The organism is Bradyrhizobium sp., assembly GCF_035273305.1.
GTDB lineage: Bacteria > Pseudomonadota > Alphaproteobacteria > Rhizobiales > Xanthobacteraceae > Bradyrhizobium.
Map to the genome: position 1 here is coordinate 1 of NZ_DATEPI010000292.1, position 12461 is coordinate 12461.

Annotated in this window: 15 protein-coding genes; 7 read left to right on the forward strand and 8 right to left on the reverse strand. The window is 59.6% G+C overall.

Annotated elements, in window-relative coordinates; translation table 11 throughout:
- Window positions 1-59 precede the first annotated feature (59 nt).
- Window positions 60-1292: an MFS transporter gene (locus VJV58_RS19110; protein ID WP_324138932.1), complete on the reverse strand. Its 1233-nt coding sequence runs from the start codon at window positions 1290-1292 to the stop codon at window positions 60-62.
- Between the two features lie 197 nt (window positions 1293-1489).
- On the opposite strand from VJV58_RS19110, the gene VJV58_RS19115 reads away from it, so the two are divergent.
- Window positions 1490-2131, forward strand: coding sequence for a TetR/AcrR family transcriptional regulator (locus VJV58_RS19115; RefSeq protein WP_414641528.1), 642 nt, complete (start codon window positions 1490-1492; stop codon window positions 2129-2131).
- On the opposite strand, the gene VJV58_RS19120 is transcribed toward VJV58_RS19115, so the two are convergent.
- On the reverse strand, window positions 2128-3501 hold the full coding sequence (locus VJV58_RS19120; protein ID WP_324138933.1) for a PleD family two-component system response regulator: 1374 nt from the start codon (window positions 3499-3501) through the stop codon (window positions 2128-2130). The genes VJV58_RS19115 and VJV58_RS19120 overlap by 4 nt on opposite strands.
- An 11-nt stretch (window positions 3502-3512) precedes the next feature.
- Window positions 3513-3878 (reverse strand): response regulator, encoded by a 366-nt coding sequence (locus VJV58_RS19125; protein ID WP_027538546.1) that lies wholly within the window; start codon window positions 3876-3878, stop codon window positions 3513-3515.
- Window positions 3879-4100: 222 nt separating this feature from the next.
- On the opposite strand from VJV58_RS19125, the gene VJV58_RS19130 reads away from it, so the two are divergent.
- Together VJV58_RS19130 and VJV58_RS19135 are read left to right on the forward strand one after the other, a co-directional pair.
- Entirely contained in the window at window positions 4101-4400 is a 300-nt protein-coding gene (locus tag VJV58_RS19130; RefSeq protein ID WP_324138934.1) for a DUF3572 domain-containing protein, read from the forward strand.
- 85 nt (window positions 4401-4485) lie between these two features.
- Entirely contained in the window at window positions 4486-5799 is a 1314-nt protein-coding gene (locus tag VJV58_RS19135) for a DNA polymerase IV (protein WP_324138935.1), read from the forward strand.
- Window positions 5800-5814: 15 nt separating this feature from the next.
- Here VJV58_RS19135 and VJV58_RS19140 read toward each other — a convergent pair whose 3' ends face one another.
- Window positions 5815-6687: a cell envelope integrity EipB family protein gene (locus VJV58_RS19140; RefSeq protein ID WP_324138936.1), complete on the reverse strand. Its 873-nt coding sequence runs from the start codon at window positions 6685-6687 to the stop codon at window positions 5815-5817.
- 216 nt (window positions 6688-6903) lie between these two features.
- Here VJV58_RS19140 and VJV58_RS19145 point away from each other — a divergent pair, with 216 nt between their 5' ends.
- The 4 genes from VJV58_RS19145 (at window position 6904) to VJV58_RS19160 (ending at window position 10026) form a co-directional block, all read left to right on the forward strand.
- A complete protein-coding gene (locus VJV58_RS19145; protein ID WP_324138937.1) occupies window positions 6904-7371 on the forward strand; it encodes a RidA family protein in 468 nt (155 codons plus the stop codon).
- Window positions 7372-7384: 13 nt separating this feature from the next.
- On the forward strand, window positions 7385-8137 hold the full coding sequence (locus tag VJV58_RS19150) for a glycerophosphodiester phosphodiesterase (protein ID WP_324138938.1): 753 nt from the start codon (window positions 7385-7387) through the stop codon (window positions 8135-8137).
- 221 nt (window positions 8138-8358) lie between these two features.
- On the forward strand, window positions 8359-9573 hold the full coding sequence (locus VJV58_RS19155; protein ID WP_324138939.1) for a GNAT family N-acetyltransferase: 1215 nt from the start codon (window positions 8359-8361) through the stop codon (window positions 9571-9573).
- Between the two features lie 24 nt (window positions 9574-9597).
- Complete coding sequence (locus tag VJV58_RS19160) at window positions 9598-10026, forward strand: HIT family protein (RefSeq protein WP_324138940.1); 429 nt, start codon at window positions 9598-9600, stop codon at window positions 10024-10026.
- A gap of 69 nt (window positions 10027-10095) precedes the next feature.
- On the opposite strand, the gene tsaA is transcribed toward VJV58_RS19160, so the two are convergent.
- The 4 genes from tsaA to VJV58_RS19180 form a co-directional block, all read right to left on the reverse strand.
- Complete coding sequence (tsaA, locus tag VJV58_RS19165) at window positions 10096-10581, reverse strand: tRNA (N6-threonylcarbamoyladenosine(37)-N6)-methyltransferase TrmO (protein ID WP_324138941.1); 486 nt, start codon at window positions 10579-10581, stop codon at window positions 10096-10098.
- 101 nt (window positions 10582-10682) lie between these two features.
- The gene (locus VJV58_RS19170; RefSeq protein ID WP_324138942.1) at window positions 10683-11027 is read right to left on the reverse strand and encodes an AzlD domain-containing protein; all 345 of its coding nucleotides are present in this window, start codon (window positions 11025-11027) and stop codon (window positions 10683-10685) included.
- Window positions 11020-11760, reverse strand: coding sequence for an AzlC family ABC transporter permease (locus tag VJV58_RS19175; protein ID WP_324138945.1), 741 nt, complete (start codon window positions 11758-11760; stop codon window positions 11020-11022). Before VJV58_RS19175 ends, VJV58_RS19170 begins: the two co-directional genes overlap by 8 nt.
- A 110-nt stretch (window positions 11761-11870) precedes the next feature.
- The coding region (locus VJV58_RS19180; protein ID WP_324138943.1) for a phosphotransferase family protein at window positions 11871-12461 on the reverse strand (591 nt) is incomplete at its 5' end.

Consider the following 12461-nt stretch of genomic DNA (forward strand, 5'->3'; position numbering starts at 1 on the left):
TGACGCATCCAACGGGGCCTTCGGCCCCGTTTTCGTTTGTGGCAATTCGTTTGTTGCAATTACGCCGGAGCCACCAGGGGTGGCCGCGTCGGCCGGATCAGCGCAAAGGCGATCTGGACGATTCCTCCCGCCAGCCCGAGCGCGACGCCGATCCGCCAGGCCGTCGTGTAAGAGCCGAACGAATCATATAGCAACCCGCCAGCGTAAGCGCCGAGGAAGCTGCCGATCTGGTGACTCATAAAAGCGAGTCCCTGGATCATTGCCTGCCATTGAAGGCCGAACATCTCTGCGACAGCGCCTGCAACCAGCGGCCCGACACCCATCCACAGAAAGCCCATCAAGGCACCGAACAACAGGGTGGATGCCGGCGATGGTGGCAGCATGAAGTACCATGCCAGTATCAGCGATCTGGCGACGTAGATACCGCCGAGCAGCGCCAGCTTATTCCAGCGCTCCCCGGCCCAGCCGAAGAAAAGACTGCCGAGCACGTTGAAGCCGCCAATCATGCCGAGGGTTTGGGCACTCAGCATCGGATCCATGCCGCAGATTGCGAGATAGGACGGCAGATGCGTGGTGAGAAAGACGAGTTGCATGCCGCAAACGAAATAGGCCGAGGTCATCACGACAAAGGATGCGTTGCCGAACGCTACCTTGACCGCGGCTCCGGCGGAGGTATCGGCAATGTCGTCCGAACCTCGTGGCGGCAGCGGCACCTTGTCGACCTTGCCCGCGAACCAGGCCGCGGGAAGCATGGCTAGCGACAGCACAACAAAGCCGACCAGACCGGTCCGCCAGCCATAGCCTTCATTCAGCAGCTGTCCAATCGGTGCGGATAGCAACGCGCCCAAAGATCCGGCGGCGGAGACAATGCCTAATACCGTACTTCGGACCGTCGCGGGGACCGCGCGGGCCGCGACTGACATCGCGATCGCAGCTGCCGTACAAGCCAGCGAGGTTCCGATCAGCACTCCCCCGCCAATCATTACGCTGACAAGCCCTTGGGCACTGGCCATCAGCACAAGACCCACTATGTAGAGCAGCGCCCCAACCATCATGATCGGCCGAAACCCGTACCTCACCGTCATGGCGCCGGCGAGCGGCTGCAGAAAGCCCCAAGCGAGATTCTGTAAGGCCAGCGCCAAGGTGAAATCGGAGACCGATATTTGAATGTCATGCGTTAGAGGCTGCAGAAAAATCCCGAGCGATTGACGCAGGCCCATGCTGAGCGTCAGCATAATGGAAGCGCCAATCAGGATGGGAAGCGTAGGACGGAGAATCTGCAGCAGGGGCATGGTTGTTCTTCTTTCGTCGGTCTCGTTTGAATCGCGACCTGCACCACATCGGCCTTGATTACACCGATCTGTGTAATTAGGCTACGGGTAGATGAGGTTGTCAAGCCTCCACGGCAGCAGCGCCGATATGTTTACACGCGCATCTGCATCTCGCTTTTTGAGGAGCTACTGCTCGCAAGCTGGCCAAGGTCTCCGTAATGACATTGCGACCTGAAAAACAAAATATGAAGGAGCGGATCCTGGAAACGGCCGATCGGCTGTTTTACCTGCGAGGCATTCGCGCCGTCGGCGTCGATACCATTGCGGCGGAAGTCGGAATCAGCAAGCGCACGCTCTACAATCACTTTCCGTCCAAGGATGAATTGATCGCCACCTACCTGCAGGGACGTTTCAACAAAGCTCCGCCGTCCGACAAACCCCCGATCGAGCAAATTCTCGGAACGTTCGACCGGCTGGAGCGCGGGTTTGCCAGCAAAGGTTTCAGAGGCTGCCCGTTTGTCAACGCCGTCGCCGAACTCGGATCTGAGGATAAGTCGGTCAAAAAGATCGCGATTGCCTTCAAGGAAAGCCGCCGGATCTGGTTTCGCGACCTCTTGCTGAAACTCGATGTCCCTGATCCGGAAGGATTGGCGACCCAACTCACGCTCTTGGTTGATGGATCGATCGCGCAGGATTTGGTGCGCGACGATCCGTCGATGGCACGCGCCGCCAAGGAAGCCGCCCGCGTGTTGCTAGGTAACGCGGGCGTCGGAACTGGCGGACGAGACCGAGGAGATACATCGAAACCAGCGAAAAAGCGGTCGTCTTCGCGGCGGACCCGGCGTCCGCCTGAGCTTTAAGCCGCCTGAGCGACCACCCGGTTGCGGCCGTCGTGCTTGGCCCGATACAGCGCGATATCGGCCCGTTTCACAACGTCGGCCACAGGCTCGCCTTTTATTTCCAACGTTGAAAGCCCGATCGAGATCGTGACCTCGATACGCTTCGCACCCTTGCTCACCGCAAACGGCTCACCCGCGATCGAGCGCCGCAGCCGTTCCGCAACCATGCCCGCAACGTGCAGGTCGGTCTCCGGCATCACAATGACAAATTCCTCGCCGCCATAACGGCAGGCAAGATCGATGCCGCGGATCGACTTGCGAACCCGAACGGCGAATTCGCGCAGCACGTCATCGCCCGCATCATGGCCGTAACTATCGTTGATCGATTTGAAAAAATCGATATCGAGCATCATCAAGGCCAGTGGCTTGCCGCGGCTCGACGCCTGTTCGGCCAGTGTCGCCAGATGGGTCTCCATGTAACGGCGGTTATGAAGACCGGTCAGCGCGTCCGTAATCGACATCTCGATCGAGTTTTGTACGTTGTCCCGCAGATCGTCGGTGTAGCGACGCTTTCGGATTTGGGTCCGCGCTCTCGCCAGCAACTCGTTCTTGTCGATCGGCCGCAACAGGTAATCATTGACGCCAATTTCGAGTCCGCGCAGCAGTCGTGGGTTGTTGTCTGCGTCAGCAATCGCCAAAATCGGCACGTGCCGTGTCCGCTCCAGTGAGCGCGCCTGGCTGCACAGCCGCAACCCATCGAAATTGCGCAGGCCGAGCGAAACGATAAGCAGATCGTAGTTGCCGTCGGCCGCCTGAAACAAGGCTTCCGCTGGTTGGGCTTGCAGATCCACGGTGTGCTCGGTCCGCAGCACCGGCGCCAGCCGCTCATAGGATGAAGGGCGATCATCGACCAGAAGGATACGTCCGCCCTTGCCAGTATCCGCCACCGCGCTTCGTTCCGGCGCCTGCACGCCGATCTCAAGCGACGTGATCGCGCGCATGCGCAGTTCGTCGGTCATCATCTTAAGCCGGGTCAGCGAACGTACCCGGGCAATCAGAACCACGTCCGATACCGGCTTGGTGAGGAAGTCGTCAGCGCCGGCCTCAAGGCCGCGCACGCGATCGGCAGGGCTATCCAGCGCCGTGATGATCACGACCGGAATGAAATGCGTCGCCGGATTGGCTTTCAACCGGCGACAGACCTCGAAGCCGTCGATGTCAGGCATCATCACATCGAGGAGGATGATGTCGCATTCGGCGCGCGCGCAAATTTCGAGGGCCTCGTTGCCGTTGCACGCCGTCAATACATCGAAATACTCCGCCGAGAGGCGTGCTTCCAACAGCTTCACATTGGCAGGGACGTCATCGACGACAAGAATACGCGCGGACATCCAAATTTCCCTTACCCGATAAAGCGTCGAACAGTTTCGATAAATTTGCCGACTGAAATCGGCTTGGACAGATATGCCTCGCAACCACCCTCGCGAATGCGTTCCTCGTCGCCCTTCATCGCAAACGCTGTCACCGCGACCACCGGGATTGCGCGCAATTCCGGATCGTCCTTGATCCATCGCGTGACTTCGAGGCCGGACACCTGTGGCAGCTGGATGTCCATTAGAATGAGATCGGGACGAAGCTTGCGGACGAGATCGAGCGCTTCGAAGCCATTGGAGGTGCCTGACGTTTGATAGCCATGCGCCTCCAACAGATCGCGAAAGAGCTTCATATTGAGCTCGTTGTCCTCCACGATCAGGACGGTTTTTGCCATCCCGTCCCTCCGATCCCCAAGCTGCAGGCCCCGGCCTTGGATTCATCCTGCGGGCCGAAGCGTGTCGAAATTGAAATCAAACTAGTGCCAGACTCGCTCCAACCCATTAAGTCCGACAGTCATTTTTAGGCGAAGTGGTTTCACTTGCTTGAAGACGTTCCGCAGACTCGGGCATGATGCGTAAAATAGAGACCATAAGTTACGGAAAGGCAAATATCAGCGTTGAAAAAGGCAGTTCAAAATCCCCGGGAAGTAGCTGAAATTGTTGCCATTCAGGCGCTTTCTTTTGTCGCTGGCGACCCTGAACGCTTGGGTCTCTTTCTGGCGGAGACGGGAATCGGCCCGGAGACGCTGCGCACCGCCGCCGCGGACCCACGTTTTCTTTCAAGCGTGCTCGATTTCGTGATGCGCGACGATGCGACGGTGAAGGCGTTCGCGGATGTCTCTCAGCTTCATCCAACCAATATCGCCGCGGCTCACCAGGCCCTGAACGATCCCGAATGGGAACGCGATGTGCCGTGAACACTGGCGCTGCGAATTGAAGTTCCTCTCAGTCTGGCGTTAACGTGTTGATCCGTTCTGGTTGGGCGAAAGGTGGCGCGTCGGAATGGGTGCGAATCTTGAACCGGGAGCACCAGCCCCACCAGCATCACTGGGTCCGACATGTTTTTGCCGCGACTGTCTTCGCGATCTGGAGTTCGCGAGCAGGCGATGCGCCGAGTGCGGATCCCCTCGTCTGGTCAGCCATCGAGCACTCGCCTCGCTTACGTTGGCGCATATCGATTGTGACGCGTTCTACGCCACGGTCGAGAAGCGGGACAATCCTGATCTCGCCGACAAGCCCGTGATCATCGGGGGCGGCAAGCGCGGCGTGGTTGCGGCGGCGTGCTATATCTCACGCACCTTCGGCGTTCGCTCGGCAATGCCCATGTTCAAAGCGCTGGAGCTCTGCCCGTCCGCAATCGTGATCGGGCCTGATATGGCGAAATACGTCAGGGTCGGCCGCGAGGTCCGCCATGCCATGCAGGCGTTGACGCCGCTGGTCGAGCCGCTTTCGATCGATGAAGCCTTCCTCGATCTCAGCGGAACGCAACTCTTGCATGGCATGATCCCGGCCAAGGTGCTGGCCCGCTTCGCCCGTGAGGTCGAACGCAACATTGGTATTTCGGTATCCATCGGCCTGTCCTGCAACAAGTTCCTGGCCAAGATTGCCTCCGATCTCGACAAGCCGCGCGGTTTTGCAGCGCTTGATCAGGACGAGGCCCGCGCGATGCTGGCGGACAAGCCCGTCGGCTTTATTTTTGGTGTCGGGCCGGCGACGCAGGAGCGGCTGATCCAACGAGGCTTTCGCACCATCGCCGATTTGCAACGCGCCGATGAAATCGAATTGATGAAGCAGTTCGCAACGGAGGGGCGGAGGCTCTGGCGGTTAGCGCGCGGGATCGACGATCGTCGAGTGGTGCCCGATCGCGGCGCCAAGACGATTTCCAGCGAGACCACCTTCGAAACCGATATCCGGGATTTCAGCACACTGGAAAAGATGCTCTGGGAACTCTCGGAGAAGGTTTCGTCGCGGCTTAAAAGCAGCAATCTCGCCGGACTGACGGTCACGCTGAAGCTGAAGAGCGCGGATTTTCGCCAGCGGACCCGCTCGCAATCGATTCACGCGCCAACGCAACTGGCGACGAAGATTTTCGCAGTGACGCGGGAAATGCTGGCAAAGGAGATCGACGGCACTGCGTTCCGGTTGATGGGCGCTGGCGTCAGCGCGTTGCGCCCGGGATCGCAAGCCGACGACGACATGTTGGACCGCCGTTCCGCTGACGCCGAACGTGCGGTCGACGATCTCCGCAAGAAATTCGGCCAGACGGCTGTGATCCGGGGCATCGCCTATGACGGACCGCCGAAGGCCGCAGACTGAGACAGATCAGATGGCCTACTTACTGCAGGGCTTGGAATCCTTGACGTCAAATTTTCCGAGCGCGCCGGAAATCACGAAATCATTGTAGTCGAGCACCAGCGCGCGCGAGACGCCGTTTTCGAACAACTCGAACGACATCGAATAAGCTGGTGTTTGCTCGCCGTCCTTGGCTTTGGCATCGCGGTCATAATAGCTCACCGTCACCGGCCACCGGGTCATCGATTTCATCTGATCATTGGTAATTGAAGGATCGGGTATACCGGTACTGCGGTCGGCGGGGATCGGCTGCCCGATCACCGAAAGCGTGTTGTAGACCTTCTGGCCGTTGTCTGATCCATCATACACGGTGAGTTCAAGTACGGACTTTCCCTCCTTTGCTGCGGCGATGATCCGCCGGATCTGCTCGGTAGGAAATACAACCGAGCCGTCCAGCTCAAACGTCTTGGGTTCGGGCTTTTTGAGTTTAACCGTGATGTGATCACCGCTCCTCTCGGCGAACCCATCGACTGGACCGGTTTCCATATCATTCATGCGGGTGTCGATTGTGAAGCGATAGCTTTTGCCCTCGGCGTCTTCCCACGAAGACGAGCGTAGATCGCTCAGCGTCACTTTCCCCTCGCCGCTATTGAGCTCGGATACCTGGCGGAATTCCGACGCGTAACCCTCACAGGCGCTGCCTGAAAAACGATAAAGGATGCGCCCGCGTGCATTGTCGATCGCCGCCGAGCCGCGCGACTTGACAAGGCTGAGATCGTAAAGCGCCTGATGCGGAAGAAAGGCGGCGCCCGCGGCGTTAGCAGCCTTCGCCGGGCTGAAGCCTATGAGCGAAACAGTGGCAGCGGTCAGCAGTAACGATTGGACAAGTGAAAGGCTGAATCGGCAGGCCATGTGACTTCCTCGGCTAAACGTGCTGGCGAATCGGTGAACCATATTCGCTTTCTATTGCGCCGCAACTGCGGCTGGTTCACGAAATCGTACCAATCCGCGGTGGCGACATTAAACTGCACTTAGCCGCTCACTTGCATGTGAGGTCGCGATGCGCAACAAAGCGGCACCGAGCGGCTGACGTTCGGGCGGGATCGACATCAAAGAGGGAACGAAAACATGGCGGGTACGGTCGAGCAGAAACTTGCGGCACAGGGCGTCGTCTTGCATGAGCCCGCAAGCCCCGTGGCCAATTACGTCGGCTTCGTGCGAACCGGCAACCTGCTCATCATCTCGGGTCAGGTTTGCACCGATCCACAGGGGAAGCTGATTGCCAAGGGCAAACTGGGCGCCGGCGTCAGTGTGGAACAGGGCAACGCCGCCGCACGTGGATGCGCTATTAACCTGCTGGCTCAAATCAAGGCCGCGCTCGGCGATCTTGACAAGGTGGTCCGCGTCGTCCGTCTCGGCGGCTTCGTCAATTCGGCCCCCGATTTTCTCGAGGGGCCGAAAGTGCTGAACGGCGCTTCCGACCTCATGGTTGCCGCGTTCGGCGACAAGGGGCGCCACGCCCGCACCACCGTCGGGGTTGCCGCCCTTCCCGGCGATGCCTCAGTTGAGGTCGAGGGCATATTCGAAGTTTCCTGACGGAGCCGAGCCGGTGCATGCACCCGATTGGCTGCTAGCTCGTCCCGTGGCCCATCGCGGGCTGCACGACAGCGCCCGCGGCATTATCGAGAACATGCCGGCTGCGGCGCAGGCGGCGATTTCCGGCGGCTTCAGCATCGAATGCGATATCCAGCTCACCGCCGACGGCGAGGCGATGGTGCATCACGATGACAAGCTCGGCCGTCTTACTTTGGGCAGTGGCGCGCTTCTGGGCATGACCGCGGCGGCGCTGAAGGCGGTGAAGTTCAAGCACACCTCCGAGCAGATGATGTCGCTTGGTGATCTCTGTTCGCTGGTGAATGGCCGCGTGCCGCTCGTTATCGAGGTGAAGAGCCATTTCAACGGCGACCGCAAGCTGGTGAGGCGCATGGCCGAGATACTCGCCTCCTATTCCGGGCCAGCGGTGGGAATGTCGTTCGACCCTGATCAGGTGCTGGCGCTGCGCCAGATCATGCCGGCGCGTGCGCGAGGAATCGTCGCCGAACGACGCTACGAGGAAGACGAGTGGCCAGAGGCAACGCCCGTCCAGCGCCGAGGCATGACCCATCTTCGCCACGCGTTCCACACTAGGCCGAATTTCGTAGCTTACCGCGTGGACGACTTGCCGGCAGCGGCGCCGTGGATCGCGCGCAACCTGTTCGGCTTGCCGCTTTTGGGATGGACCGTACGTACAGCCGAGCAACGCGCCAGGGCTGCGCGCTATGCAGATCAGATGATCTTTGAAAGCTTCTTGCCCCAGGGGTGACCGAACTAAGTCGTTCCCGTGCAGGTCTGTGTCATTTGATCGCGACCCTTCTTGGAAAAACGGCTCCAAAGGTTTCAGAGACAGGAGCTTCCGCGTGAAGTGTCACCTTGCTCTTGAAGTCGCCATTGCAATGCACGATGTTTGTATTGGTCACCCTGTGCCATCATGCGCCCCAGCATGTGCGATGGCTTACCGTAACCTGTGACCGTTCAAAAAACGCGATGGATTCATCTGAAATAACGCTCGAAGCGGTGCCATCTGTGAGCGAGATTCCAGCCGCCGATTGGGATGCATGTGCCAATCCAGCTGGAGCTTCGCCGATGCCCGCGACCAGCTTCAACGCCCATTCAAAAACTGCTTACAACCCGTTCGTATCACACGCTTTTTTCTCGGCACTGGAAGCGTCCGGCTCCGCTTGCGCGCGAACTGGTTGGGGACCCCGGCATCTGCTCGCCCGGATCGAGGGCGAGATCGCGGGAATTTTGCCCTGCTATTTAAAATCGCATTCACAGGGCGAATACGTGTTCGACCGTGGCTGGGCCGACGCATATGAGCGCGCCGGCGGACGTTATTATCCGAAGCTGCAGTCGTCAGTTCCCTTTACGCCTGCTACCGGCCCTCGTCTCTTGATCCGGAACGATTTCGACCGCGATGAAATCGGCACTGCGCTCGCGAGCGGGGTGGTGGCGCTTTGCGAAATGACAAAAGCCTCCTCCGCGCATGTAACCTTCGCCCGCGAGGCGGAATGGAAATTCCTCGCTGCCCGCGGCTTCCTGCAACGCACTGACCAACAGTTTCACTGGCGCAATCAAAGCTATCGCGATTTCGAAGATTTCCTCGCGTCGCTCAATTCGCGCCATCGCAAGGCTATCAAGCGTGAAAGGCGCGAGGCGCTCGCCTCCGGGATCACGATACACACGCTCAATGGCAGCGACATCACGGAGGACGCCTGGGATGCGTTTTTCGCGTTTTACATGGAGACGGGTTCGCGAAAGTGGGGCCGGCCTTACCTGACGCGTACGTTCTTTTCGCTGATCGGCGAGAGCATGGCTGATAATGTGCTTCTGATCATGGCGCGGAGAAATGGCCGATGGATCGCGGGCGCCATCAATTTCATCGGCTCCGATACCTTGTTCGGGCGAAACTGGGGCGCCATCGAGCATCACCCGTTCCTGCATTTCGAAGTTTGCTACTATCAAGCGATAGAGTTCGCCATTCGGCGCGGCTTGAAGACAGTTGAGGCCGGCGCGCAAGGTGAGCACAAGATCGCGCGCGGGTATCTGCCGCAAACGACCTACTCGGCGCATTACATTGCCGATCCCGATCTGCGCCGAGCGATTTCCGAATATTTGAAACGCGAGCGCGCCTATGTGGCCGAGGCAGGACGCGAACTCACCGAAGCCGGGCCATTTCGCAAGACTGCCGAACCATCTTGATAGAAGACGATTTCCGGAGACGCAATGACCGCCTATGACACCAATAACCCGTTCGCCAAAATCTTGCGCGGCGAATTCCCCAGCTACAAGGTCTATGAGAACGATCACGTTCTGGCCTTTCTCGACATCATGCCGCGGTCTCCCGGACATACGCTAGTCATTCCGAAGGCGCCAGCCCGCAACATCCTGGATATCTCGCCCGAGGATTTTGCCCACGTCGCGCGCGCCGCGCACAAAATCGCACGCGCTGCGATGACGGCCTTCGATGCCGATGGCATCACCGTGCAGCAATTCAACGAACCGGCCGGCGGACAGGTTGTATTTCATCTCCACATGCATGTGATGCCGCGCCAGAACGGCGTCGCGCTGTTGCCGCCGGCCAGCCGCAAGGAGGACGGCAAGGTGCTGGAAGAAAATGCGGCCAAGCTGATCGCGGCTCTGAAGGACGTCTAGCTTTGTCTGACGCGTTTTCCTCATGCGAACCGGCCTCCGCTTAGCTCGAAGCGCTCTTCATTCGCGCAATCACTCCGGATCGTTCGGGTTTTGCTGCGCCAGCGGCGTGAATTCGCAACGGTCTGGCTTGAGATCGAGCAGCGGTGTCTCATCGAGACAATCTAGGCCGCGAACCAAAACCGTATTTCCCTCAATCCCGACCAGAGTGACGATCGAAGTGCCGATTGGGTTCGGCCGCTGTGGCGAGCGAAGAGAAAACGTGCCGCGCGTCAAGTTATTGTGCTTCGGGCTTTGCAGCACCAGGTCGCGGCGTGATTGATGCAGCCAGTAAATCACTTCGAGATTGCGATGGAACTCCACGCCCTTCAACGCCGCTACCCAGGGCTCAAAAATCTCAAGCCGGCAAACCGGGCCATCGTGACGACCCTGGCGCGGGGTGTCTTCGCGCGACTTCCACGGAGTACGGATCCGGCCGATAAAGATCAGCCCGGCATCGCGTGCCGGCGGCGTGTCGATGGCTAACTCACCTGCGCGCAGTTCGTTATTTCGCAACATCGTCTTCGTCCCGAGTGAGATTCTGGACTTCCGCGTGTCCGGCTACGTGCTCGGTCATCGGATCGATGAACCCGGCGCGCGCCTGAGATTGCCGGACAGTATCAGCCGATCCACCATTTACCAGCCAACATCAAGAGCTCACCGCAGAGCACGCCCACCAATATCGAGCGCCGCGTCACCACGAAGGCGGCAAAGCCCGTAGCCACCGCCAGGTAGCGCAGCCAGCCGGGCACGCTGGCCAGCGCGCCCGGTGGCTCCAGCAGAATTTGGGCAATGACGCCGGCGAGGATTGCGGTCGCGACCGCTCTCACCCAGACCAAAAGTTCCGAGCCTTCGTCGACCCCACCGCCGAGCCAGAGGCCGATCATGCGCCATAGCTCATTGGGCAGAAAACCCGCGAGCAGCAGGACCAGCAGTGAATGCCAGTCCCCGATAAATTCACTCATTGCGCGGCCGCCAGCGCTGAACGGCGTAGGCGATGCTGCCGGCGGACACAGCACTGATCAGGATATCAACGCCGGTATGCAACAACGAGACGAGTGGAAATAGCGCCAGCCCCAGGGCCAGTGCCAACACGTCCGCGAGCTGCCGGCAATTGCGCGCGGTAGAGAGCAGGAAGGCCAGCGGCGTCAGCAGCAGGATCGCCGCGCCGAACAGTTCCAGAAGATTGGCGGCTAGCCCGTAACCGAGCGCCGTCGCGACAAGGCAAACCGAGAGCAGGCCGAAACCGAGCCCCTGCGTGAACGCGATCCGTCGCCCCCGAGGCACATGCGGCAGCAACCGAACGCATTCCACCCATAAGGTAACGGCGATAAAGTGGGTCACCAAAATTAGTTGGCGGCGCTTGGTCCCGGGCGAGCGCACCACGGGCAAAACCGATACCACCATCGGAAACAACCGGATCGCGCTGAGCGTGACCGCGATTGCCGCTTGCACGACCGTGGCGCCGGAGCCGAGCGTCGAAATCAGGATGATTTGCGCAGGTCCCGCCCAAACAAAAACCGTGCTCGCCAGCGCCCATCCGAGGCTGAGATGAGTGTCATGCGCGAGCGCGCCGATACCGAGGTAGGTCGCAAACAAAACCGTCGTCAGAATTGTCGAGGTGACCGACCACATTCCCCATGCGAAAGCTCGCACTGGATTTTGCCATATGGGTGAGTCGATTGCTGGAAGAGCCAAAGCTGACCGGAAGATGTGAGTCTTGCGAGCATAACGCTGGCGAAACCACCCAAGGTCAAGCGAACTGCCCGTCAACGCTGTCATGCAACCGGCCCGCCCTCACCAACCGATCAAACGGCCGCGTGGAATCCCGGGGGCAAAACGCCAGAGAAAAAAGAGGCCAAAAACATCTTCCCGAGGATGTGCTTGGTTTTCGGCGCGCCTGGTTTGAGCTGACCCGTGCGGATCGCTTCGTCGAAATCGGCAACGGTCGGAGCAGACAGATCGACGTCACCGCTCAGCCAAGAGGCAGCCGCAGAAGCACTCAGCAGAACGCCCGCATAGTAAAGCCGGGTGAGCGCCCGAACCACCTCAAGCCGAGCGCGAAGGTCCTCATCCGGCGAGCGGCAAAGCCAGGCGTTGATCAGAACGTCCTCCAGCTCCCGCGACCGCGCCAGATTGTCGAGCGCGATCGCAACGTCGACGAGGGGATCATTGCAATAGGCCGATTCCCAATCGATGAGCCACAGACGCGCGCCATCGAACAGGATGTTGCTTGGGATGGAATCGTTGTGGCTGGAGACCAGGCCCGTGGACCCGGAATTATAGGCTTGGCGGAGCAGCTCCAGTTTTTCGACATATCGATCAAGCACGCCGGTTGCAAAAAGACCGGTGCGGCAGACATGCGCGAACAAGCGCGCGACGAGGTCCGGATAGTTGAC